This is a genomic window from Ancylobacter gelatini, assembly GCF_022601675.1.
Taxonomy (GTDB): Bacteria; Pseudomonadota; Alphaproteobacteria; order Rhizobiales; family Xanthobacteraceae; genus Ancylobacter; species Ancylobacter gelatini.
Genome location: NZ_JAKVIL010000002.1, coordinates 577,060 through 601,525 on the forward strand (window position 1 = coordinate 577,060; position 24,466 = coordinate 601,525).

The 24,466-nt window shown below is 67.5% G+C and carries 22 protein-coding genes; 14 read left to right on the forward strand and 8 right to left on the reverse strand.

The genetic code is table 11. The features are described from left to right. Positions 1-76: 76 nt before the first annotated feature. Positions 77-376, forward strand: a complete 300-nt coding sequence (locus MKI84_RS05980) for a hypothetical protein (protein WP_241617420.1) — start codon at positions 77-79, stop codon at positions 374-376. A 14-nt stretch (positions 377-390) separates the two neighbouring features. On the opposite strand, the gene MKI84_RS05985 is transcribed toward MKI84_RS05980, so the two are convergent. From MKI84_RS05985 to MKI84_RS06000, 4 genes are all read right to left on the reverse strand, one after another. After that, a complete protein-coding gene (locus MKI84_RS05985) occupies positions 391-1,230 on the reverse strand; it encodes an SGNH/GDSL hydrolase family protein (RefSeq protein WP_241617421.1) in 840 nt (279 codons plus the stop codon). 1 nt (position 1,231) lies between these two features. After that, entirely contained in the window at positions 1,232-1,921 is a 690-nt protein-coding gene (locus tag MKI84_RS05990) for an SGNH/GDSL hydrolase family protein (protein WP_241617424.1), read from the reverse strand. Between the two features lie 99 nt (positions 1,922-2,020). Continuing rightward, a complete protein-coding gene (locus MKI84_RS05995) occupies positions 2,021-3,241 on the reverse strand; it encodes an OpgC family protein (protein ID WP_241617427.1) in 1,221 nt (406 codons plus the stop codon). Positions 3,242-3,251: 10 nt separating this feature from the next. Continuing rightward, complete coding sequence (locus MKI84_RS06000; RefSeq protein ID WP_241617428.1) at positions 3,252-3,833, reverse strand: HdeD family acid-resistance protein; 582 nt, start codon at positions 3,831-3,833, stop codon at positions 3,252-3,254. A 165-nt stretch (positions 3,834-3,998) separates the two neighbouring features. On the opposite strand from MKI84_RS06000, the gene MKI84_RS06005 reads away from it, so the two are divergent. Further along, positions 3,999-4,619 (forward strand): MOSC domain-containing protein, encoded by a 621-nt coding sequence (locus MKI84_RS06005; protein WP_241617429.1) that lies wholly within the window; start codon positions 3,999-4,001, stop codon positions 4,617-4,619. A gap of 122 nt (positions 4,620-4,741) precedes the next feature. On the opposite strand, the gene MKI84_RS06010 is transcribed toward MKI84_RS06005, so the two are convergent. Together MKI84_RS06010 and tsaA are read right to left on the reverse strand one after the other, a co-directional pair. After that, positions 4,742-5,677, reverse strand: coding sequence for a L,D-transpeptidase (locus tag MKI84_RS06010; RefSeq protein ID WP_241617431.1), 936 nt, complete (start codon positions 5,675-5,677; stop codon positions 4,742-4,744). Positions 5,678-5,986: 309 nt separating this feature from the next. Then, entirely contained in the window at positions 5,987-6,496 is a 510-nt protein-coding gene (tsaA, locus tag MKI84_RS06015; RefSeq protein WP_241617433.1) for a tRNA (N6-threonylcarbamoyladenosine(37)-N6)-methyltransferase TrmO, read from the reverse strand. A gap of 102 nt (positions 6,497-6,598) precedes the next feature. On the opposite strand from tsaA, the gene MKI84_RS06020 reads away from it, so the two are divergent. From MKI84_RS06020 to MKI84_RS06035, 4 genes are all read left to right on the forward strand, one after another. Further along, on the forward strand, positions 6,599-7,612 hold the full coding sequence (locus MKI84_RS06020) for an ArsR/SmtB family transcription factor (RefSeq protein ID WP_241617436.1): 1,014 nt from the start codon (positions 6,599-6,601) through the stop codon (positions 7,610-7,612). Next, positions 7,612-8,544 carry a methylenetetrahydrofolate reductase [NAD(P)H] gene (gene metF / locus MKI84_RS06025; RefSeq protein WP_241617438.1) on the forward strand — a complete coding sequence of 311 codons (933 nt, stop codon included), beginning with the start codon at positions 7,612-7,614 and terminating at the stop codon, positions 8,542-8,544. The genes MKI84_RS06020 and metF overlap by 1 nt, the downstream gene beginning before the upstream one ends. Positions 8,545-8,722: 178 nt before the next feature. Beyond that, on the forward strand, positions 8,723-12,460 hold the full coding sequence (gene metH / locus MKI84_RS06030) for a methionine synthase (protein WP_241617440.1): 3,738 nt from the start codon (positions 8,723-8,725) through the stop codon (positions 12,458-12,460). A 17-nt stretch (positions 12,461-12,477) separates the two neighbouring features. After that, entirely contained in the window at positions 12,478-13,287 is an 810-nt protein-coding gene (locus MKI84_RS06035) for an LssY C-terminal domain-containing protein (protein ID WP_241617443.1), read from the forward strand. Positions 13,288-13,295: 8 nt separating this feature from the next. Here MKI84_RS06035 and MKI84_RS06040 read toward each other — a convergent pair whose 3' ends face one another. Both MKI84_RS06040 and MKI84_RS06045 read right to left on the reverse strand, forming a co-directional pair. Beyond that, positions 13,296-14,069: an outer membrane protein gene (locus MKI84_RS06040; protein ID WP_241617445.1), complete on the reverse strand. Its 774-nt coding sequence runs from the start codon at positions 14,067-14,069 to the stop codon at positions 13,296-13,298. Between the two features lie 63 nt (positions 14,070-14,132). Next, positions 14,133-15,416 carry an amidase gene (locus MKI84_RS06045; RefSeq protein ID WP_241617447.1) on the reverse strand — a complete coding sequence of 428 codons (1,284 nt, stop codon included), beginning with the start codon at positions 15,414-15,416 and terminating at the stop codon, positions 14,133-14,135. A gap of 158 nt (positions 15,417-15,574) precedes the next feature. Between MKI84_RS06045 and MKI84_RS06050 the strand changes: the two genes are divergently transcribed. The 8 genes from MKI84_RS06050 (at position 15,575) to MKI84_RS06085 (ending at position 24,457) form a co-directional block, all read left to right on the forward strand. After that, entirely contained in the window at positions 15,575-16,756 is a 1,182-nt protein-coding gene (locus tag MKI84_RS06050) for a GGDEF domain-containing protein (RefSeq protein WP_241617449.1), read from the forward strand. Positions 16,757-16,879: 123 nt separating this feature from the next. Continuing rightward, positions 16,880-17,728, forward strand: coding sequence for a pyridoxal kinase PdxY (gene pdxY, locus MKI84_RS06055; protein ID WP_241617451.1), 849 nt, complete (start codon positions 16,880-16,882; stop codon positions 17,726-17,728). Between the two features lie 5 nt (positions 17,729-17,733). After that, positions 17,734-18,630: a PhzF family phenazine biosynthesis protein gene (locus MKI84_RS06060; RefSeq protein WP_241617453.1), complete on the forward strand. Its 897-nt coding sequence runs from the start codon at positions 17,734-17,736 to the stop codon at positions 18,628-18,630. Positions 18,631-18,645: 15 nt separating this feature from the next. After that, complete coding sequence (locus tag MKI84_RS06065; RefSeq protein ID WP_241617455.1) at positions 18,646-19,419, forward strand: NUDIX hydrolase; 774 nt, start codon at positions 18,646-18,648, stop codon at positions 19,417-19,419. A 106-nt stretch (positions 19,420-19,525) separates the two neighbouring features. Further along, positions 19,526-20,566, forward strand: coding sequence for a BMP family protein (locus tag MKI84_RS06070; RefSeq protein WP_241617457.1), 1,041 nt, complete (start codon positions 19,526-19,528; stop codon positions 20,564-20,566). A gap of 144 nt (positions 20,567-20,710) precedes the next feature. Further along, complete coding sequence (locus MKI84_RS06075; protein ID WP_241617459.1) at positions 20,711-22,285, forward strand: ABC transporter ATP-binding protein; 1,575 nt, start codon at positions 20,711-20,713, stop codon at positions 22,283-22,285. A gap of 160 nt (positions 22,286-22,445) precedes the next feature. Then, on the forward strand, positions 22,446-23,513 hold the full coding sequence (locus MKI84_RS06080) for an ABC transporter permease (protein ID WP_241617461.1): 1,068 nt from the start codon (positions 22,446-22,448) through the stop codon (positions 23,511-23,513). Next, complete coding sequence (locus MKI84_RS06085; RefSeq protein ID WP_241617463.1) at positions 23,513-24,457, forward strand: ABC transporter permease; 945 nt, start codon at positions 23,513-23,515, stop codon at positions 24,455-24,457. Before MKI84_RS06080 ends, MKI84_RS06085 begins: the two co-directional genes overlap by 1 nt. Positions 24,458-24,466: the final 9 nt, after the last annotated feature.

Sequence of the window (24,466 nt, forward strand, 5' to 3'; positions counted from 1 at the left end):
AAGGGCTCTAAGGAAGATGAGCGAACGATTGCCGCTGGCGGCCGCGCCCCGCGGCCCGCCTCATGAGGAGCGACCCATGGCCGAACGCCCGCGCGCCGAAAAGCCGTCCGACGAAATCACGCTGGTCGTCGACCGGTCGGTGGCGGTGGTGCTGTTCGAATTCCTCTCGCGCACCGTCGATGACGGCGACGGCGAGGTGCTGCTCGACTTCATCGACGACGAGGCGGAAATTCCCGCGCTCTGGGCGCTGCTCGCCGGGCTGGAGAGCGTGCTGACCGAGCCGATGGCCGAGGATTACGAAAAGCGCGTGCTCGCCGCCCGCGAGGCGGTGATGAAGCGTTTCGGCGGCGCGTTTTCCGACCGCGGCGAGGACTGAACCGCGCTTCGGCCTCAGGGTGTGACGGCGGAGGCCGGCGTCGGCACGGTCGCAGGGACGAGCTTGGTTGTGGGCGACACATCCGCCGAGCGCTGCTGGGCCTCGATATTGGCGGTCATCGCCCGGCCGAGATCGCGCGCGAAGCAGTCATAGCCCCAGTCGTTCATGTGGAAGCTGTCCTTCCACAGGAAGGTCTCATAGGCCAGACCGGCGCTTTCGTGCCAGTCGCGCATCAGCGCGTAGCGATGGAACACGCCGACGCCTTCCTCGGCGCCCACCTTGTCCATCAGACGCAGCATGGCGGCGGTGTCGGAATCGGCTGCAACGCGCGGGGCATATTGCGGATCGATGATCAGCATGTCGGCGCCGATCGCGCGCGTGCGCTGCACCGCGTCGCGCAGCAATTGTTCGGCGGCGTTGATGCCGTTCGCGCGAAACAGCGCGTTCACGCCGGCCTGCCACAGCACGAGATTGGGCTGATAGGCGGCGACGTCGCGCTCGAAGCGCGCCAGCATCTCGGGCGCGTCCTGCCCGTTGATGCCGCGATTGACCACAGTGATGGCGGCGCCCGGGAAGCGCTCTTTCAGCACCGCCTGCAGCCGGCTCGGATAGCTGAGTTCGGGCGCTGTCGAGCCCGCGCCGGCGGTCGAGGAGGAGCCAATGGCGACGATGGTCACCGGCTCGCCGGCACGCAGCCGCGCCGCGAGCCGGGCGAGCGGAGCGGTGAGCTTGCTCGTCACCTTGGCGCTGGGGCAGGCGGCGGGCATCAGGCTGGCGGCCGCTGCGGGCGCGGACGTCAGGGCCATCGGGGCGAGCACGGCGAGGCAGGCGGCGAGGAGGAGAGTTTTGTGCATGTCAGCGTGAACCGAGAGTGCGGGCATCGACGCCATCGGTGATCATGCCGACCAGAAGCCGGCCGATGCAGCGATGGACATCCTCGAACAGCGAGGGAGGCGGAGGCGCGGTGTCGAAGTCGAAGATGCCCTCCTGTTCCCAGAAGCGCATGATGTCGTAGCGGTCGAAGAACGGCACCTCGTTGGTGCGGGCGATCCAGCGCAGCGTGTTGTTGTAGGGCGCGACATCGAACGCGAAGGCGGTGCGCGGGCTGTATTGCGGGCCGACCACGATCACGTCGGTGCCGGCGCCATGGGCCAGGTTGATGCCGTGCTCCACGGCATCGGCAAAGGCCCGGCTGTCGGCGCCCAGAATGGTGTCATAGGTCCCGGTCTGCCAGATCATCAGCGCCGGCTTTGCCTTTTCCAGCACCTCCGGCAGGCGCGCGACCACGGTCTCGGCGGTGGCGCGCGGCAGGTTCACCGTGGTGAGCGCGACCTTGCCGTCGGGATAGCGGCTGCGCAGGATCTCCTCGATGAAGCTGGTGAAAGTGCGCGGCAGCCCGTCCTTCTCGGCCGGCGGTGTGGATTTCTTGGAGAGCGTCGCGCTGTTGAGCACGATGATCCGGGTCGGCGTGTTGTCGGACAGCGAGCGGGCCAGCAGCGGCAGGGGGAAGCCGGCGCGCGTCAGCGTCGAGGGCGCGGCGCACACAGGCTCACCTTCGGCCCGGACAGGATCACCGCCCGTCAGGCCGAAGCTTGCCGCTAGGAAAACTGCCAAAATCGTGCGCTTCACGATGAACCGCGTCGTTCAACCAAATTTACGCGCGGCAATTTCGCGCTCGACGCGACCATACCACGACAAGAGGACGGAGAGACCTACCATCAGGACGATGCCGATGACGCTGAGAAAAAGCTGCATCGCCAGCGTCCCGACGATCTCGTTCAATACGAAATGTGCGGCGAAAGAAAGGAACACTCCGAAGCAAAAAACCTCAAGAGAATTCTGCCCGCACAAAATCATCGGCCGCAGCAGCTTCGAGCGCAGCGCGGGCAGGTCTACTGGTATCAATCGTACCACTACGATCGCCAGGGCGAGGAAATGCAGGAGACGCAGCGGCGAGAGGTCGGTTTTGCTGATGGGGTAGATGATGTCGGCGATCAGCGGCGGCACGATACCGTCGAGCGGCGACCACCACCAGCTCACCACCACCAGCAGCGAGACCACGAGATAGAGCGCTGCTAGCATAAGGGCGGCCCGCGACTGCACGATGAAGCCGAGCCGGTCGCTGCCGCCCAGCCCGCACCAGCCGCCGAATACGAACAGGAATTGCCAGGCGAACGGGTTGAAGAACCATTGCCGGTCGTCGGGATAGCCCGTCAGGTTGTAGCCGGTGGTGATGATGAGCAGGTAGAAGGCGAAGGAGGCCGCCAGCGTCAGGTCCGGGCGCTTCTTCAGCGCCCACAGCACCGGCGGGAAGCTGCCGAGCAGCACGATGTAGAGCGGCAGCACGTCCATATTGGCGGGGCGGAACCTCAGCATCAGCGCCTGCACCAGCGCCACGTCCGGCTCGGAGAGGAACTGCAGGGCGCCCATTTCCTCCGCATAGAGCGGGTTGGAGAACGAGCCGATCACATAGGAGATTTCGGCGAGATAGATCACGAACAGGAAGATGAAGGCGACATAGAGCTGCCACGCCCGGCGCAGGATGCGGGCAGAGGTCACCATCACGCCATTGCTGTCGATCTGCCGGCCATAGACCATCGCGGCGGTGTAGCCGGAGATGAACACGAAGATTTCGGTGGCGTCGGAAAAGCCGAAATTCCGGTTGGTGATCCAGTTCACCACATTGTTCGGCACATGGTTCAGGAAGATGAACCACAGGGCCAGCCCACGGAACAGGTCGAGCCGCAGGTCGCGTCCGCTCGGTACCGAGCCACCACCTGAAGGGTGCGCCGGCCGGGGCGGCGAACTGGCCGCGCCGGCCGGAACTTCATGCACGATCGCTTTCGCGGCGGTGGCCTGCCTCACGCAACCTCGCTCAGTGCTTCCTCAGCCCAAGGCCGAGCATCAATATGGTGAAGCCGTTGAAAATGAGGTCGATACCCAGGAAAAGACCCAGTATCCACATCGAATTGATCGGCCACTGCACCGTGATTTCGATGCCGAGGATCATGGCGATCACCGCCGAAAACAGGATCCAGCCCCAGCCCTTCGCCGGCCGCAGCTTGAAGGCGGCGAACAGGCGGAAGATGCCACCGATGATCAGCGAGATGCCGAGCAGCAGCGTCAGTACCGTCGCGGCGAGGTCCGGCTGGGCGAAGGCGAGCGCGCCGGCGGCGAGATAGAGAATGCCGTCGAACAGCCAGAACAGGAACCCGCCCCAGCCCTTCACCGAGAAGGCATGGAAGATCTGCGCGATGCCGCCGACCACCATCATCGCGCCGATGTAATAGACCGAGACCAGAGTGCCGATCACGAGCCCGTAGGAACTGCCGAGCGCGACGGCGCCGGCGATGACCATGATGAGCCCGAGGGCGACGAACCACCCCCATTTGGCGCGCACTTCGTGGAGATGGCTGGCGAGCGAGCCGGCTGGTGTGATGGAACTGGGAGTGGACATCTTGGTCGACCTCGATCTGACTGGCGCCACACCGGCGCAGCTTAACGCCCGGTTCCCCGAGCGGTTCCGGGATACGCCGGTGGCAATGAGGTATCTTAGCGCCGCGGCCTGCGCCATGCAGCCGCAAATCCCGCAACAGGGCGCTTATCGGTCTGGAGAATTGGCATGGCGGAAATGGACGATCTTTTTGGCGTCGCGGCGGAGCCCGCCAGCCGTTTCAAGGCGCGGCTGGCCCGCACGCTGCTGGGCGACGGGGCGGGCTTCATCACGCGTGAGGTCCCCGTGCTTGGGGTGACGCTGGAAGGCGTGCCGGGCGACCGCCATGCCGGTCATGCCCGTCCGGCCGATTCGCGCGTGCCGTGGTACCCGCGCGGCACGTCCATTCGCAATTGCCGGCAGGTGTCGCTGGTCGCGCCGGACGAACTCGCCCGCATCGCCGAGCGGCTCGGGCTTGCCGAGATCCGGCCGGAATGGCTCGGCGCCAATCTCGTTGTCGAGGGAGTCGCCGAGTTCACCCGTCTGCCGCCCGGCACCCGGCTGCATTTCCCCGGCGGGGCGGCGCTCGCGGTGGAGGGCGAGAACGCGCCCTGCCGCCATGCCGGCGCGGCGGTTGCGGCGGGTGCGCCAGATGCCGGCGAGCGTGCGGGGCTGGACCTCGCCTTCATTCAGGCGGCGAAGGGATTGCGCGGGCTGGTGGCGTGGGTCGAGCGCGCGGGCGATCTGGCCGCCGGCGACGAGATCACGGTGCGCGTGCCCGAACAGCGGCTGTGGCGCCGCGCGCGGTAAAGGCGCCGTGGCACCACCCCGCAAATGCAAACGCCGACCGGAGGCGATCCGGTCGGCGTTCTACATCAGGGATAAGGTCGGCCCGCAGGCCGGGCCTGCCGTGCGTCCGGGCCTGCCGTGCGTCAGCGAACCGCGACGCCGGAAGCGGCGGGTGCGCTGACCTGCTGAACCTGCGGCTGTTCATCGATGGGCGCCTCGGCGGTCTTGGCCGGCGCATTGCCCGGCATCACCACCACCTTGGTGCCGACCTTCACCTTTTCGTACAGCGCCTCGACATCCTCGTTCAGCATGCGGATGCAGCCGGAGGACATGAACTGGCCGATGGTGGAGGGCTGGTTGGTGCCGTGGATGCGGTAGATGGTGCCGCCCAGATACATGGTGCGCGCGCCGAGCGGGTTGCCCGGGCCGCCGGCCATAAAGCGCGGCAGGTAGGGCTGGCGCTCGATCATCTCCGCCGGCGGACGCCAGTCGGCCCATTCCGCCTTGCGGCTGATCTTCTCGGTGCCGGCCCAGGTGAAGCCCTCGCGACCGACGCCGATGCCATAGCGCTCGGCCTTGCCGCCGGGCAGCACGTAATAGAGGTAGGTGTTCGGCGTATCGATGATGATGGTGCCGGGCGGCTGAGTGGTCGCGTAATCGACCACCTGACGCTGCAGGTTGGACGGCAGCGCCTTGCGCGGGCCGGTCTCCGGCTGGTCTTCCGGCGGCAGCATGGCGACGCTGGAACCGTTCGCGCCGTAATTATTGTCGAGATTCTGCGGTTGCGCGCCGACCCCGGCGGGCGGGGCGCCGACTGCGGCCCGCGCGGGCGCCGCCTGAGCCGGTGCCGCGCCATAAGCCGGCGTGCCATAGGGCGAGGCCATGCCCGCCGGCGGCTGGCCCGAATAGGCACCCGGCGGATAGCCCTCGGGCTGGGTTGTGGGATTGGAATAAGGCGCATTCGCCACCGCGCCGGTGCCGGGAGCGGTTCCGGCCGGCGGGGCCATGATCATCGGCTGAGCGCCGGCGGGAGCGCCCGGCTGGCTCGTCGACGCATAGGGATCATAGGCGGCAGGCACCTGAGGGTCTTCCACCGGAGCGGAATACGTCGGTTCCGCAGCCGTTTCGGCGGGATAATATTGCGCGCTGGCGACACCGGCCGACGTCAGGACGACGAGTGCAGCTGCGGGAACGAAACCAAGGCGAACGACCATCATATTGCCCGTATGCGAATGTGCTGAAGTGATTGACGCAGGAGATGACGCAGGAACAAGGCGGGTTCAAGACGAGACTGCGCCATAATTGGCGTAGCGCCTCCGGGGATGCGCGAGCCGGCAGGCCGTTGCATTCCTGCAACATAAACGATTATGCCTAAGAAATGGTTCCGCTTAGCCGTTCGTGCGATGCCAGCCGACCACCGCTTCCGGATGGCAGTCCGTCGAGGCGAAGTAAGGCTTGATGTCGAGGAGGGGCGTGCCGTCGAGGCAGTCCAGCCCGCGCACCGAGAGTGTGCCGGCGCCGATCTTGAGCACCTCGACCGCGCTCAGTGCGATCGGGTTCGGGCGGGCGGGACTGCGCAGCGCAAAGGTGCCGCGCCCGCGGCCATATTGCCGGGGCACCTGAACCACGAGGTTTCGCGGCGCGCGGTCCATCCAGTACATCAGCCACAGATGCGTTGTGCCTTCCAGTCCTTCCAGCGCCGGATGGAACGGCGCGTCGAGTTCCACCGTGCAGACCGCATCGGATTCGCGGCCGTTCTTCGGGCATTCCGCGCGGGTCTTCCACGGCGTGCGCAGGCGGCCGATGAAATGCAGGCCGGCGTCGAAGCCTGTCGGCAGGTCCACCGTCACTTCGCCGGGGCGCACACCGAAATCGCCGCTGTCACTGCCGGAACTCACGTCGCCCGCCTCTTGTCTCTGCGCACCACTTGCCTCTGCACGCCACTTGCGCTCTGGTCGAATAAGACATAAAGATATCTTTATATCTCGTGGAGATTTCCCTTGCCCGCCTCGCCGCTCCATTTCGCGCTGCTGCTCGACGGCCTCAAGGCCGCCGGCGAGGACACGCGCCTGCGCCTTCTGGCGCTGATGGGCGAGGGCGAACTCACCGTCTCCGAGCTTACCGAAATCATGGGGCAGTCGCAGCCGCGAATCTCGCGCCATCTCAAGCTGCTGGCCGAGGCCGGGCTTGTCGAGCGGTTTCGCGAGGCGAGCTGGGTGTTCTACCGTCGCGCCACCGACACCGCGGGTGCGGCGTTGACCGCCGCCCTGCTCGACCTGATGGACCTGGACGACGAGGTGCTGCTGCGCGACCGGGAGCGGCTGGAAGCCGTGCGCGCCACCCGCGCCGAGCAGGCGCAGGCCTATTTCCGCGCCCATGCCCATGAATGGGACGCTATCCGCCGGCTTCACGCCCCGGACGACGAGGTGGAGGCCGCCATTGCGAGTGCCCTGTCCTCCGCCCCGATCGGCAGCCTGCTCGATCTCGGCACCGGCACCGGGCGGATTCTCGAACTGTTCGCCGGCCAGATCGAGCGCGGCGTCGGCATCGACCTGTCGTCCGACATGCTGAGCGTCGCCCGCGCCAATCTGGAGCGGGCCGGGGTGCGCAACTGCTCGGTGCGGCAGGGCGATATCTATAATCTCGCACTGCCGCGCGACGCCTTCGACGTGGTCGTCATCCATCAGGTGCTGCATTTCCTTGAGGACGTTCCCCGCGCGCTGAAGGAGGCGGCGCGGGTTCTCAAGCCCGGCGGGCGGGTGCTGGTGGTGGATTTCGACCCGCACGACCTCGAATTCCTGCGTGAGCAGCACGCTCATCGCCGCCTCGGCTTCGCGCCGGAAATCATGGAGAGCTGGCTGTCCCAGGCCGGCCTCTCGCTCGCATCCCATCGCCTGCTCGCGCCCGATACTAATGGAAAGCCGGGCGAGGGTCGGCTCACCGTTTCGCTCTGGCTCGCCCGCGACATGCGCGCGGAGGCTGTGGCCGACAAGACAAGCAAGGAGGTCGCCTGATGTCGTCCGATGACCAGCGCCGCAGCCGCCGCTCCGGCGGGCGGCCCATTTCGGTGTCGTTCGAGTTCTTTCCGCCCAAGACGCCGGAAATGGAAGCCACGCTCTGGAACTCGATCCAGCGCCTCGCCCCTCTGGCTCCGAAATTCGTATCGGTGACCTATGGCGCGGGCGGCTCGACGCGCGAGCGTACCCACGCCACGGTGGAGCGCATCGTGAAGGAAACGCCGCTTTCGCCCGCGGCGCACCTCACCTGCGTCTCCGCCTCGCAGGGCGAGGTCGACGAGGTGGTGCGCGGCTACTGGAACGCCGGCGTGCGCCACATCGTGGCGCTGCGCGGTGATCCGCCGGGCGGCGTCGGGCAAGCCTATGAGCCGCACCCCGACGGCTACAAGACCTCCGCCGACCTCGTGGCCGGTATCCGCCGCAGCGCCAATTTCGAGGTGTCGGTCTCGGCCTATCCCGAGAAGCACCCGGAGAGCCCCAGCTTCGAGCGTGATCTCGACATCCTCAACGCCAAGGTCGATGCCGGAGCGACGCGGGCCATCACCCAGTGCTTCTTCGACAACGACCTCTATTTCGCCTATCTCGACAAGGTGCGGGCCCGCGGCATCGACGTGCCGGTTGTGCCGGGCATCCTGCCGGTGTCCAATTTCAAGCAGGCGAAGAACTTCGCCGAGAAGACCGGCTGCTACATGCCTTCCTGGCTCGCCGGGCGCTTCGAGGGGCTCGACAACGATCCCGAGACCCGCAAGCTGATCTCGGCGGCAGTGGCGGCCGAGCAGGTGTTCGACCTCCTGGACCGAGGCGTGAACGAGTTCCACTTCTACACGCTGAACCGCGCCGATCTCGTCTACGCCATCTGCCACCTTCTGGGCATCCGCGCCCCGCAGGACAAGGGCGCCGGGCAGGGCGCGGGCCAGGCGGCGGCGTGAGTGAGAGGCTGACGAGAGAGCAGTTGACGTGACAGCGGCTATTTCGTCATCCATTTCTGGAATAACGACGTACTGATGAACTTTGATGGGGTTTTGCCGCGCATCCTCGAAGCGGGGCGCGCCAAGGCCTCCACTCCAACCCTCTCCCCCGCGTGGAGAGGGAGCAGGACATGCCCCCATGACCGTCACGCCGACCGAAACGTTCGACGCCCTCAGGGCCGCCGCCTCCCAGCGCATCCTGGTGCTGGACGGGGCCATGGGCACCATGATCCAGCAGCTGAAGCTGGACGAGGCCGGCTATCGCGGTGCGCGCTTTGCGGACTGGCCGCAGGATGTGAAGGGCAATAACGACCTGCTGAATCTCACGGCGCAGGACGCGGTGCGCGACATCCATCTCGCCTATTTCCTCGCCGGCGCGGATATCGTCGAGACCAATACCTTCTCGGGCACCACCATCGCCATGGCCGATTACGGCATGGAGAGCCTGGTCTACGAGATCAATTTCGAGGGCGCGAAGCTCGCCAAGGAGGCCGCGCGCCTCGCGGAGGCGAAGGACGGCCGCCGCCGCTTCGTCGCCGGCGCCATCGGCCCGACCAACCGCACCGCCTCCATCTCGCCGGACGTCAACGATCCCGGCTTCCGCGCCACCTCCTTCGACGAGCTCGCCACGGCCTATGGCGAGCAAGCGGCGGCGCTGCTGGATGGTGGCGCCGACCTGTTGCTGGTCGAAACCATCTTCGACACGCTGAACGCCAAGGCGGCGATCTTCGCCGTCGAGCGGCTGTTCGAGGAGCGGGGCGCCCGCGTGCCGGTGATGATCTCCGGCACCATCACCGACCTGTCGGGCCGCACCCTGTCGGGCCAGACCCCGGCCGCGTTCTGGAATTCGCTCAGCCATGCCCGGCCGTTCTCGATCGGCCTGAACTGCGCGCTGGGCGCCAAGGAGATGCGCGCCCATATCGACGAGCTGTCGCGCCTCGCCGACACGTTTGTCTGCGCCTATCCCAATGCCGGCCTGCCCAACGAGTTCGGCCTCTATGACGAGAGCCCGGAGGCGATGGCGCGGCTGGTCGGCGAGTTCGCCGCCTCCGGCCTCGTCAACGTCGTCGGCGGCTGCTGCGGCACCACGCCGGACCATATCCGCGCCGTCGCGCAGGCGGTCGCCCCGCATGCGCCGCGCGTGATCCCGGACATTGAGCCGCGCCTGCGCCTGTCCGGGCTGGAGGCGTTCGAACTCACGCCGATCATCCCCTTCGTGAACATTGGCGAGCGCACCAACGTCACCGGCTCCGCGCGCTTCCGCAAGCTGATCACCAATGGCGACTACACCGCCGCGCTGGCGGTTGCCCGCGATCAGGTGGAGAACGGCGCGCAGATCATCGACGTCAACATGGACGAGGGCCTGCTCGATTCCGAGAAGGCGATGGTGACCTTCCTCAACCTGCTCGCCGCCGAGCCGGACATCGCCCGCGTGCCGGTCATGGTCGACAGCTCCAAGTGGAGCGTGATCGAGGCCGGGCTGAAGTGCATTCAGGGCAAGGGCATCGTCAACTCCATCTCGATGAAGGAAGGTGTGGAGGCGTTCAAGCACCATGCCCGCCTCGTGCGCGCCTATGGCGCCGCCGTGGTGGTGATGGCCTTCGACGAGCAGGGCCAGGCCGACACCTATGAGCGCAAGGTCGAGATCTGTTCGCGCGCCTATCGCATCCTCGTCGACGAGGTGGGCTTTCCGCCCGAGGACATCATCTTCGATCCGAACGTGTTCGCGGTGGCGACCGGCATCGAGGAACATGCCGGCTATGGCGTCGCCTTCATCGAGGCAACCCGTTCGATCCGCCAGCAATTGCCGCACGCCCATATCTCGGGTGGCGTCTCGAACCTGTCCTTCTCGTTCCGTGGCAATGAGCCGGTGCGCGAGGCGATGCACGCCGTGTTCCTGTACCACGCGATCCACGCCGGCATGGACATGGGCATCGTCAATGCCGGCCAGCTCGCGCCCTATAGCGAGATCGAGCCGGAGCTGCGCGAGGCCTGCGAGGACGTGGTGCTCAACCGCCGCGAGGACGCCACCGAGCGGCTGCTGTCGCTCGCAGAGCGTTTCCGCGGTGGCGCCGGAAAGGAAAAGCGCGAGGCGGATCTGACCTGGCGTACCTGGCCGGTCGAGAAGCGGCTGGAGCACGCCCTCGTCAACGGCATCACCGACTATGTCGACGCCGATACGGAGGAGGCGCGCCTTTCCGTCGCCCGGCCGCTGCACGTCATCGAAGGTCCGCTGATGGCAGGCATGAACGTGGTCGGCGACCTGTTCGGCGCCGGCAAGATGTTCCTGCCGCAGGTGGTGAAGTCGGCCCGCGTGATGAAGCAGGCGGTGGCTTATCTCATGCCCTTCATGGAGCAGGAGAAGCTCGACAACGGCATTACCGAGGATTCCTCCGCCGGTAAGGTGCTGATGGCGACGGTGAAGGGCGATGTCCACGACATCGGCAAGAACATCGTCGGCGTCGTGCTCCAGTGCAACAATTACGAGGTGATCGACCTCGGCGTGATGGTGCCGACCGCGAAGATCCTCGAGGTCGCCAAGGCGCAGAAGGTGGACGTGATCGGCCTTTCGGGCCTGATTACCCCCTCGCTCGACGAGATGGTGCATGTCGCCTCCGAGATGGAGCGCGAGGGCTTCTCCGTGCCGCTGCTGATCGGCGGCGCAACCACCTCGCGCGTCCACACGGCGGTGAAGATCGCCCCGCAATATGTGCGCGGGCAGGCGGTCTATGTCACCGACGCCTCGCGCGCGGTGGGCGTGGTCTCAAGCCTGCTCAACGACAACACCCGGCCGGATTACGTCGCCAATATCCGCGCCGAATATGAGAAGCTCGCCGACGCGCACGCGAAATCCGACCGGAACAAGGTGCGGGTGAAGCTGGCCGATGCGCGCGCCAACGGTGTGGGTCTCGACTTCTCCTCCTATGCCGCGCCGGTTCCCGGATTCCTCGGGACGAAGGTGTTCGAGAGCTACGATCTCGCTGAACTGGTGCCCTATATCGACTGGACGCCGTTCTTCCAGTCCTGGGAACTGGCCGGCCATTACCCGGCGATCCTCGACGACCCGAAGGTCGGCGTGGCCGCTCGCGCGCTCTACGACGACGCGCAGAAGATGCTGGCGCGTATCGTGGACGAGAAGTGGCTGACGGCCCGCGCCGTGGTCGGCTTCTGGCCGGCGAACGCGGCCGGCGATGACATCGCGCTCTACACCGACGAGACCCGCACCACCCAACTCGCCACGCTGCACACGCTGCGCCAGCAGATGGCCAAGCGCGAGGGGAGGGCGAACGTCGCTCTCAGCGATTTCATCGCGCCGGCGGAGAGCGGAGTGAAGGACTATATTGGCGGCTTCTGCGTCTCCACGGGCTTTGGCGAGCATGAGCGCTCGGAAGCCTTCAAGGCGGCGCATGACGATTATTCCTCGATCCTGCTGAAGGCGCTGGCCGACCGCCTCGCCGAGGCCTTTGCCGAGCGCATGCATGAGCGGGTGCGCCGCGAATTCTGGGGCTATGCCGCGGACGAGGCGCTCGACAATGACGCGCTGATCAAGGAGCAGTATCGCGGCATCCGCCCGGCGCCGGGCTATCCGGCCCAGCCCGACCATACCGAGAAGGCAACGCTGTTCTCCCTGCTGGACGCGACGAACAAGATCGGCGTGGAACTCACCGAGAGCTTCGCCATGTGGCCAGGCGCCGCCGTCTCGGGCCTCTATTTCGCGCATCCCGACGCCGCCTATTTCGGGGTCGGGCGCATCGAGCGCGATCAGGTCGAGGACTATGCGGCGCGCAAGGGCATGAGCGTGGAAGAAGCCGAGCGCTGGCTGGCGCCGGTGCTGAACTATGATCCGGTACGCTACAAGTCCGTCGCCGCCGAGTAAGGACCGGGTGTCGCCCCATGAGCGTCATCAGCAGCGATGCATGGTTGGCGGCCAAGCTCGCACTGCTGGTCGTGGTGATCTGGGCGCTGGCCGCCTATATCATCCTGCCGCGGCTATGGACGCATCACGAGCGCCAGCCCAGCATCGCGCATCTGTCGATGGTGACGCAGACGAAGCAGGGCATTCCCGGCGATCCGATCGATGTCGGCCTCGTCGGCACCCGCGAGGACCTGGTGCGGGCGATGTACGAAGCCGGCTGGGGCGCGGCCGATCCGGTGACACTGAAATCAAGCGTCGAGATCGTCGGCTCGGTGGTGCTCGGTCGGCCGGACCCGCAGGCCCCGGTCAGCCCGCTCTACTATGACGGCCGTGTCGAGGATCTTGCCTTCGAGAAGGAACTGGGCCGCAGCGCCGATCGGCGCGACCATGTGCGGTTCTGGAAAGTGCTGGACCGGGGCGCCGAAGGCGCGCCGGTCTGGCTGGGATCGGCGACCTATGACCGGGGCGTAGGGCTGAGCCACTATACCGGCGCGGTGACCCACCATATCGGCCCGAATGTCGACGCGGTGCGCGACCTGCTGATCGGCGATCTCAAGCAGGCCGGCATGGTGCGCACGATCTATCAGGTGACCGGACTCGGTCCGACCCTGTTCGGGCGCAATGGCGGCGGTGATCCCTATTACACCGACGGCGAACTCTGGTTCGCGGTGCTGATGCCGGACGGGCAGAGAAACCCGAACCCCGCCACGGTCATCGCCCCGCCGCCGGCCGTCGGCGCCAAGGATGCGATCTGGAGCGCGGCGGCCGCCCTTGTCGGCGCGGACTGAGGCTCGCTTCAGAACTTGTAGTTCACGCCCAGCTTCAAGGTCTGGACCTTCACATCGACCCGGGTGCCGGCATCGGAATCCCAGTTGATGTCACCGAGATCGGCGTAGAGATATTCCGCCTTCAGCGTCCAGTTGTCGGTGACCGCATATTCGCCGCCACCGCCCACGGTCCAGCCCCACAGCGTCTCGCTGGTTGAGGCCGAGCCGGACAGCGCGGGCTGGTAGGCGCCGTTATAGTAGGTGTCCCAGCGCTCGGACACCTTCACATTCCCCCAGGCGAGGCCGCCGGTTGCATAGGGCAGGAAGCGGTCGAACGCATAGCCGATGCGGCCGCGCACCGTGCCCAAGGCTTCGATCTTGGAATCCAGCGTGCCGAAATCGGTGTCGGTGAGGCCGCCGGAGGTGGTGCTGGCGGTGTAGTCCAGCCGGTCGTCGAGCGAACCGAACTGAAAGTCGGCCTCGATGCCGAGCACCACGTTGTTCACGAGCTGGTAGTTGTAGCCAATCTGGAGGCCGCCAAACCAGCCTTCGGGGTCGGAGCCGCCGGTCGAGCCGTACTGGTCCCAGCCGCCATAATAATAGTCGAGATAGTTGCCCCAGTTGGCCGAGCCCTCGCCCCAGCCATAGCCGGCATTGCCGCCGAGATAGAAGCCGGTCCAGGAGAAGGGCGGGATGATCGCCACCGCGGGCGCTTTCACCGGAAAGGAAAGATCGGCCGCGAAGGCCGGGACGGCAAGCGCGGCGCACGCGGCGCTGCCGAGAAAAAGTGCCCTGATACGCATGCGATACGTCCTTACGACGGTTCTCATGTCGATGACAAAGGTTAAGTCGACAGGCTTAACGAACTATGACCCGCCGACTCCGTGTTCCGCAATGGCGCGCTCCAGGAAGTGGGCGGCGTTGAGCACCGTCTTGTCGCGCGCGAAGCGGCCGATCACCTGCACGCCGATCGGCAGGCCGGTGGCGCCGGTGAGGCCGGCGACATTTATGCAGGGCGTTCCCGCCAGCGTCCAGAGCCGGTTGAACACCGGCGAGCCGGTGGTGGCGTAACCCGCCGGCGCCTCGCCGGGGGCGGAAAAGCTCAGAACCGCGTCGAAGCCGTGCAGCGTATCGGCGAGCGCGTTGCGCGCGCGGCGGGAGGTGCGCCGGGCGGCGTCATATTGCTCGGGCGCGGTGCGTTGCGCCTCCTCAAGATAGGTGGCGAGGGTCGGCGAGAGCTGGTCGCGGTGGCGGTCCCACTCGTCGGCGAAGGCCAGCGCGGCCTCATAGGCCTGCACGATCCCGGAGGCGGCGTCGCCAGCCTCGACTTCGGCGGGTAGCTCCAGTTCGACCACCTGCGCACCGGCGCGGGCGGCGGCGTGCGCGGCCATCTCCAGCGCGGCATGCGCGTCGTCGGAGGCCTGCGCGGCGCGGGCGGTCTTCACAACGGCAAAGCGCGGGGCGGGCGCGTCGGCGTCCAGCGCGAGGTCGCGTCCGGTGAGCGCGCTCATGGCGAAGGCGACGTCGGCGACCCGCGCGGCGAACAGGCCGAGCGTGTCCAGCGACCAGGCGAAGGGCTTGAGCCCCAGCACCGGCAGCAGCTTGAACGAAGGCTTGAAGCCGGTGACACCGCAGAACGAGGCCGGACGGATGATCGAACCGCCGGTCTGCGTGCCCAGCGCCAGCGGCAGCATGCCCGCAGCCACCGCCGCGGCCGAGCCGGCGGAGGAGCCGCCCGGCGTGTGCGAGCTCCGCCGTGGATTGCGTGTCGGCGAGGGCTGCATGAAGGCGAATTCAGTGGTCACGGTCTTGCCGGCGAGCAGGCCGCCCGCCCGCGCCAGCATGCGCACGATGCTGGCATCTGATGTCGGCCTGTAGCCGGCAAACAGTGGCGAGCCACGTTCGGTCGGCAGGTCGGCGGTGTCGATGATGTCCTTGACGCCGACCGGCAGCCCGGCGAGCGGCATCGCGTCGAGCCCGGGGCGGCCGGCCGCCGCGCGCAGGGCGGCAAGGTCGAGCGTGGCGAAGGCGCGGATCTCCGCCTCGCTCGCCTCGATGGCTGCGGCGCAGCGCTCGGCGACATCGGTGGGGGTGAGGCGCCCGGATCGCACATCGCGGGCGAGGGTGGCAGCTTCGAGCATCGCGTTCATGCCTAGGCTCTCGCATGGCGCTTCACATCAGGCAAGCACCGCAGGGGGCAGCGGAAACACGATCTGCCGCCGGACCTGCCGCTTGCGCGCGCGTGTGCTGCGTGGTCGAACAAGGACGCGTACCGAAGCGGAAGGTTCGCTGGGAGTGCGGGTAAGCGATGCGGGATGCCACCTTCCTTCTGATCATTAACGGCTCGATCGGCATTTTCTTCGCTCTTGCCTTCCTCGGACTTTCCTGGCGGTCCGGCATCCGGCTCGGCCTGTGGAGCGCGGGGGCGTTTCTGGCCGCGGCGGCGACGGTGACGACCGAGGCGCTGGCGCCCTCCGCTGTGCCGCCGCGCGTGGCGTCCATTGTCTCGTTTTCGTTCCTGATGCTGGCGCTGACGCTGATCGCGGCGGGCCTTTCCCGCCACTACCGGCCGCAGGCGAATATCTGGCCGCTCTTCCTGCTCGGCGCCCTCGGTCTCGCCTTCCATGTCGGCGTCACCAGCCGGCTGCCGCGCGGTGAGATGTTCTTCGGCCTCGCCTATCAATCGCCCTTCGCCCTCATGATGGTCGTCGCGACGGGCAGCGTGCTGCGCTCCGAACGCCGGGGAGCGGTGGATCGCCTGCTGGCGGTGGTGCTGGTGCTGATCGCGGCGCAGTTCCTGATGAAGGGCGGCGCCGGCTTCATTGTCGAGGACAAGGCGCCCGATGTGCGCGACTATCTGTTCAGCGTCTATGCCCGCTATTCCCAGACCTTCGCCGCCATTCTCTCGCTGATGCTGGGGCTCGCGCTGCTCGGCGTGCTGATCGCGGAGGTGGTGGCGAATGCGACGCTGAGCCTCCAGCGCGACACGCTGTCGGGACTGCTGAACCGTGCCGCCTTCATGCAGCGCGCGACGGCCAGCCTGCGGGCCCTGCCGGCGGGAGCGACCGCGAGCCTCGTGATGATCGACCTCGACTATTTCAAGTCGATCAATGACCGCTTCGGCCATGCTGCCGGCGACGAGGCGATCCGTGCCTTCGGCGCCATTCTCATGGAAGCGGCCACGGGGGCCGAAATCGCCGGCCGCATTGGCGGCGAGGAGTTCTGCCTGCTGATGCCCGGCGCCGATGCTGGCCGCGTGCGCGCGCGCATCCAGAAACTGCAATCCACCTTTCGCGCCCGCCGCTATCGGTTCATTCCGCACGAGACGCGGGTGACGGCGAGCTTCGGCGCCGCATTGATGCGCCCGGGCGAGAGCCTCGACGAGGCGCTGCGGCGCGCCGACAAGGCGCTCTATACCGCCAAGGCCATGGGCCGCGATCGCTTCGTCATGGCCGACACGCCCGGCACGCCCTCCGTGCCGCCGGCATGAGGTCGGCTGTGCAGCGATGCAACACATCGCGCAACATGATGGATCAGCTCAACTAATTTCGTTGGAGCCCTTGCGTCGCGCGCGATATGCGCGGATCGTCATCTTGAGGCTGGGGCGTGGTGCATGAATATCCTGTCGATACAGTCGTGGGTCGCCTACGGCCATGTAGGCAATGCCTCGGCCATGTTCCCGATGCAGCGCCTGGGCCATGAAGTGTGGGGCATCCACACCGTGCAGTTCTCCAATCACACCGGCTATGGCGCCTGGCGCGGCACGGTGTTCGAGGCCGACCTCATCCGCGAACTGGTCGGAGGGCTGGAGGACCGCAACGTGCTGCCGCGCTGCGACGGCGTGCTCTCCGGCTATATGGGCGCGGCCGAGATCGGCGACGCCATTCTCGATACGGTCGGCCGGGTAAAGGCAGCGAACCGCGAGGCGCATTATTGCTGCGATCCGGTGATCGGTGATGTCGGGCGCGGCATCTTCGTGCGGCCCGGCATCCCCGAATTCATGCGCGAGCGCGCGGTGCCGGCGGCCGACCTGATCACGCCCAACCAGTTCGAGCTGGACTATCTGTCCGGCCGCACAACCTCGACCGTGGCGGAGGCGGTGGCGGCCTGCGATGCCGTGCACGCCACCGGCCCGCGCGTCATCCTCGTCACCAGCCTGCATACCGAGGACACTCCGGCCGATTCGATCGACCTGCTGGCTTCCGGGCCGGATGGGCGTTTCCGGGTGCGCACGCCCAAGCTGGACATTTCAGTGAACGGGGCGGGCGATGCCATCGCGGCCCTGTTCTTCGTGCACTGGAAGGCATCGCATTCCACGGCGGAGGCGCTCTCCAAGGCGGCCTCCTCGGCCTATGGCCTGCTCGCCCGCACCGCCGCCGCCGGCTCGCGCGAAATCCTCACCGTGGCCGCGCAGGACGAATTCGTCACGCCGTCCCGCCTCTTCACTCCGGAGAAGCTCTGACCGCCATGGCCCGCCGCTACGTTGTTCTCGACGTCTTCACCGATCGCGCCCTCTCGGGCAATCCGCTGGCCGTCGTGCTGGACGCGGAGGGCCTCGACGGCAACCAGATGCAGGCCATCGCCCGCGAGTTCAATCTCTCGGAGACGGTGTTCGTGCTGAAGCCGGCGGACGAGGCGAACCGCGCCCGGCTGCGCATCTTCACCGTCAATCACGAATTACCCTTCGCCGGCCATCCCACCGTGGGCACGGCGGTGCTGCTGGCGATCCGCGACGGGGTGGAGACCTCGACGGATTTCGTGCTGGAGGAAAATGTCGGCGAGGTGCCCTGCCACATCAATATACGCGGGCCGCGCACCGGCAGCGCCACCTTCACCGTGCCGCGCCTGTCGGAGATCGTCACGGCGGGCGAACTTTCCATCGACGCCTGCGCGCAGGCGCTGGGGCTCGACCGCAGCGATATCGGCTTCGACGGCTACAAGCCGGTGGTCGCGTCCGCCGGCGTGCCCTTCGTGTGCATCCCCCTGGCCTCGCGTTCCGCACTGGCGCGTATCAGCCCGAGCGCGGGCCGGCTGATCGGCGCCTTCGGGGGCGAGGCGGAATCGGTCTACGTGTTCTGCCGCGATGAGGATGGGGAAGGCGACCTGCGCGCCCGCATGTTCGCCGCGAACATGGGAATTGACGAGGACCCGGCGACCGGTTCGGCCGCCGCCGCGCTCGCCGCCGTGCTGTTCGCGGGCGAGCGTCCGGGCGAGGGGTTCCACGTCTTCGACATCCTGCAGGGTGTCGAGATGGGCCGGCCGAGCCTGGTGCGGCTGGGGCTGGAAGTGTCGGGCGGCGCGCTGTCAGCCGTCACCATTGGCGGCGGCGCGGTGGTCGTGTCGGAAGGCACCATCCATGCCTGAGGGCAGGTGCCGGGCGTGAACGCGGCCGTGGCGGCGGACGGCGATATCCGGGTCGTGGCGCTTGCGGGGCTGGCGTTTCGCGTCGATCCCGAGCCCTGGGCGCTGGCCGATGAGCGCCGCGTGGAGATCGAGGCCCATTTCGCGCGGCTGAAGCAGGCCAATCCGCATCTGTGGAACGGCGCGATCCTGATGCTCGGCGCGCATGATCTGGCCGGCGGCGTGCTCAGCGGCCGCTACAAGCGCACTGATTTCGCCTCGCTGCTGTGGTGGCGCGACCATGGCTGTCCCGAGCTGTGCAACGCCTTCGGCATGGGCGCGCTGCGTGGCAGCGACGGCGCCTTCGTGCTCGGCCGCATGGCACCGTGGACCGCCAATGCCGGGCGCATCTATTTCGCCGCCGGCACACCAGACCTTGGCGACATCACCACTGACGGGCGCGTGGACATCGACGGCAGCGTGCTGCGCGAAATCGAGGAGGAGGTCGGGCTGACGGCGGCCGATTTCCTGCCGCCTCCCGAAGGCGGGCGGGCCCTCCACGGCGTCTTCGCCGGCCGCCGCATCGCCCTGATGCGCGAAATCGTGACGCGCCTGCCGGGCGAGGAACTGGCGGCGCGGCTGCGGGAGCACCTCGCCGCGCAGAAGCGTGCCGAACTCGACGCCATCATCCTCGCCCGTTCTCCCGCCGATATCGACCCGGCCATGCCTGATTTCATCCGCGCCTATCTGCACGCGCGCTGGAGCGCTGGCGGCGGCATCGCAGATGTGGACAATGCCGTCATGCCGGCGTGACTTTTCGGACCAAACAGTTCGGAAATGGCATGCCGCTCGCATGAGTGGTCGGCTTCATTGACTTCGCGTGCCAAGAGGCCGCGGTCCTTTGCTCGGGAGAAGTGAAATGGTGGTCAAGTCGTCTGGTTCCGTGCCGCTTTTTTCGTCAGGGGCGATTGATCGGCGGCAGTTGCTGGCGCTCGGCGCCGGGGCTCTGGTGCTGTCGGCGCTCGGCGCCGGCGAGGCCTTCGCCGCCAAGGAAAAGCCGATCAAGGTCGCGGCGATCTATACCGTGCCGGTCGAGCAGCAGTGGGTTTCGCGCATCCACAAGGCGCTGAAGGCGGCCGAGGCGCGCGGCGACATCACCTATAAATTCTCCGAGAATGTCGCCAACACCGACTATGAGCGGGTGATGCGGCAATATTCGCAGGAGGGCGCGGACCTCGTGGTCGGCGAGATCTTCGCGGTGGAGCGTCCCGCCCGTGCGGTGGCGAAGGACTACCCGAACGTCGCCTATCTCATGGGCTCGTCCTTCGGCCCGATCAAGCCGAACCTGTCGGTGTTCGACAATTTCATCCATGAGCCGTCCTTCCTCACCGGCATGGTCGCCGGCAAGATGACCAAGTCCAACATCATCGGACTGGTCGGCGGCTATGCGATCCCCGAGGTGAACCGCCTGATGCAGGCCTTCATGGAAGGCGCGCAGTCGGTGAACCCGCAGGTGAAGTTCATCGTGACCTTCATCAACTCCTGGTACGACCCGCCCAAGGCCAAGGAAGCCGCCTTCGCCCAGATCGACAAGGGCGCGGACGTGCTTTACGCCGAGCGCTTCGGCGTCTCCGATGCCGCCAAGGAGCGCGGCGTGAAGGCGATCGGCAACGTGATCGACACCTCCGCCCAATATCCCGGCACGGTGATCGCCTCCGCGCTCTGGCACATGGAGCCGACCATCGACCGCGCCATCAAGGCGGTGGTGGACGGCAGCTTCACCGCCGAGGATTACGGCCCGTTCAGCTTCATGGCCCATGGCGGCGCAAGCCTCGCCCCGCTCGACCCGAAGGTGGTTCCGCCGGAGGTGATCGAGATGGTTCTCCTGAAGGAGAAGGAGATCAAGGACGGCATGTTCCGCGTGAACGTGAACGACGGCGAGCCGAAGTCCACGCTGTAGTCCGTCACCGTTGCTGCGCGGCGGATATGCGCCGCTCATGTGCCGTCATCCCCGGGCGGGACCCGGGGATCCACGTCGTTATCGGATGAGCCGAGGATGGCCGGGAGACGCCCCGGTCATGCCGGCAGCCACTGGTGGGCTCGCATGAACGACACTTCGCTGCCAGATGCCGCCCCGCATGACACCCGTCCGCTCGTCCTCTCGCTGTCGGGCATCACCAAGCGATTCGGGCCGCTGACGGCGAACGACCATATCGACCTCGACATCCGTGCCGGCGAGATCGTTGCCCTGCTCGGGGAGAACGGCGCGGGAAAAACCACGCTGATGAGCATCCTGTTCGGCCATTACGTCGCCGACGAGGGTACGGTGCATATCGCCGATGCCGACGGCCAGCTGGCGCCACTGCCCGGCGGTTCGGCGGAGGCGGCGCTGAAGGCCGGCATCGGCATGGTGCACCAGCATTTCGCGCTGGCCGAAAACCTGACCGGCTTCGAGAATATCCTGCTCGGCACGCTGCCGCTGTGGAGCCTCGCGCCCAGGCGCGGCGCGGCGCGGTCGAAGATCGAGCGTTTGATGGCCGAATCCGGGCTTGCCGCCGACCTCGACGTGCCGGTGGCGCAGCTTTCGGTCGGCGAGCAGCAGCGCATCGAGATCCTCAAGGCGCTCTATCGCGACGTGCGCGTCCTCATCCTCGACGAGCCGACCGCCGTGCTCACCCCGCAGGAGGCCGACGGGCTGGCGGCGACGGTGCGCGCGCTGGCGGGCAAGGGGCTGGCGGTCATCTTCATCAGCCATAAGCTGCATGAGGTTTTGGCCCTGTGCGAGCGCGTGGTGGTGCTGCGCGGCGGCGCCAAGGTGGCGGACCGGCCGACCGCCGGCTCGAACCGCGCCTCGCTGGCCGAACTGATGGTCGGGCGCGCCATTCCTCCCCGCGAGCGCCCGCCCTCGACGCCGGGCGCGCCGATCCTGAGCCTGCGCGCCGTCGATGTCGGCGCACCCACTCAGCGCGACCGGCTGGAAGGCGCGAGTCTTGAGGTGCGCATGGGTGAGATCGTCGGCATTGCCGGCGTGTCGGGCAACGGGCAGGGCGCGCTGGCGGCGCTGGTCGCCGGGCTGGCCGGGGCGCACGCGGGCGAGGTGACGATCAATGGCGCGCCGGTGACGCGCGCCGATCCCGCCGCCCGGATCGCCGCCCGCGTCGGGCGTATCCCCGAGGACCGGCACCGCGATGGCACCATCGGCGCGCTGAGCGTCGCCGAGAATTACGTGCTGGAGACCATCGCCGCGCCGGAAAACCAGGGCGCGGGCATCCTGAAGCGCGCCGCGATCCGCGTCCGCGCGGCGCAGGCGATCGCGGCCTATGACGTTCGGTGCCCCGGGCCGGACGCGGCGATCCGCGCGCTCTCCGGCGGCAACATGCAGAAGGTGGTGCTGGCTCGCGTGCTCGAGCGCGAGCCGCTGCTGGTTCTGGCCCACCAGCCGACACGCGGCCTCGACATCGGCGCGACGACGGACGTTCACCGCCGGCTGCTGGCGGCGCGGGCGCGGGGCGCGGGGGTGCTGCTGATCTCGGAGGACCTCGACGAGTTGTTCGCGCTCTCCGACCGCATCGCCGTGGTCCATGCCGGTCACCTGTCGCCGGCCATGGAGTCGGAAGGGCTCGACGTGCGCACGGTCGGCCTGATGATGGCCGGCCATGCGGCGGATGAGGCCGCGTGATGGCACAGGTCGGGAAAAAACATCCTTCTAGGCTCGCCGCGCGCGCGCCTCGAAATGACGGTGCGCATGAGATGGCGGGTGGCGCTGGCGTCCGGTGGTTCGAAGGGGAACGGGGCTGGGTTGAGGGGTCGAGCGCCCGCCGGTTCGTGGAGAACCGCCCATGATCCGCTTCATTCCCCGCGAGCGCACGCCGGTCTGGCTCACCGTGGCGGTGCCGGTCGGCGCCGGTCTCGTCGCGCTGCTGCTCACTTCCATCCCGCTCATGCTTGCCGGCGCGCCGGTGCTGGAGGCGCTGGTGTTGATGGCGAAGGGTGCGGCCGGCAACGGATTCGCGCTCGCCGAGACGCTCACCCGCGCCACGCCGCTGATCTTCACCGGCCTCGCCGCCGCGGTGGCGTTCCGGGCCAAGCTGTGGAACATCGGTGCGGAGGGCCAGCTCTATGCCGGCGCGCTGGCCACCGTCGCGGTGGGCGCCGGGCTGATCGAGGCGCCGGCCTATGTACTGGTGCCGCTGGTGCTGATCGCCGCCGCGCTGGCGGGGGCCGCGCTGCTGCTGGTGCCGGTGCTGTTCAAGACCCGCTTCGGCGCGGACGAGGTGGTGGTCACGCTGCTGATGAACTTCATCGTGCTGCTGTTCGTGCAGATGATGCTCGAAGGCCCGATGAAGGACGAGATGGGAATGGGCTGGCCGCAATCGGCCCCCGTGCTCGACGAGGCGACGTTGCCCAAGCTGGTGATGGGGCTGCGGCTGCACTGGGGGCTGGTGCTGGCGGTGCTGGCCGCCAGCGGCCTGCATGTCTTCATCAACCGCACGGTCTGGGGCTTCCGCATCCGTGCCGTGGGCGAGAATGCCCGTGCCGCGCGCTATGCCGGCCTGCCGGTCGGCAAGGCGATGGCGCTGGTCGGGCTCATTTCCGGCGGACTGGCGGGTCTTGCCGGGGCGAGCGAGGTGGCGGGACTCAAGGGGTACCTGACCTCCGACCTCTCGCCCGGATTCGGCTATGCCGGCATCGTTGTGGCGACGCTGGCAAACCTGTCGCCGCTCGGCGTCATCCCCTCGGCCATCTTCATCGCCGGCGTGTTCGTCGGCGCCGACAGCATGAGCCGGGCCATCGGCGTCTCGAACTACCTCGCCGATCTGGTCGTCGCCTTCTCGCTGCTCAGCGTGCTGGTCGGCGGTCTGTTGACGCGCTTCCGCATTCGGTTCGTGCGCCGGGAGACCGCCTGATGTGGGACGCGTTCGACATTCTGCTTCAGGCGAATTTCTGGGCCGCGACTATCCGCATCGCGACGCCGCTGATCTTCGGCGTGCTCGGCGCGCTTTTGTGCGAGCGGGCGGGCGTGCTCAATCTCGGCATTGAGGGCATTTTCGTCGCCGGCGCCATGTCCGGCTGGCTCGCCGTCTATCTCGGCCTGCCGCTATGGGGCGGGGTGCTGATGGCGGCGCTGGTCGGGGCACTGTTCGGTCTCATCCATGGTGTGCTCACCGTGCCGCTCGGCCTGTCGCAGCATGTCACCGGCATAGGGGTGACGCTGCTGGCGACCTCGGTCGCCTATTTCGGCTATCGCGTGGCGTTCCCCAATGTCGGTACCCCGCCACGCATCGAGCCGTTTCCCCCGCTCGACGTGCCGGTGCTCGGTGACCTTCCGTTCATCGGCACGATCCTGAGCCAGCAGAGCGCCTTCACGGTACTGGCTTTCATCTGCGTCGGGCTGGTCGCCTTCGTGCTGGCGCGTACCCCGCTCGGCCTCGCCATCCGGGCGGTGGGCGACAATCCGGAGGCGGTGGAGGCGCAGGGCCTCTCCGTCGTCGGCCTGCGCATCGGTGCGGTGATGGCAGGCTCGGCATTGATGGCGCTGGGCGGGGCGTTCCTCACGCTCTCGGCGTTCAACGCGTTCTATTTCGGCATGATCAACGGGCGCGGCTGGGTGTGCATCGCGCTTACCGTCTTCGCCTCGTGGCGGCCGGGCAAGGCGCTGATCGGCGCGCTGCTGTTCGGGGCGCTGGATGCCTACCAGCTCCGGCTCCAGACCATCACCGGCGGGGCGGTGCCGAGCCAGATCTTCCTGATGCTGCCCTATATTTTCTCCATTGCCGCGCTTGTCTTGGTGGCCCGGCGCGCCGACTATCCGCGCGCGCTGATGAAGCCCTATTTCAAGGGTCAGAGGTGAGTAGGAAGC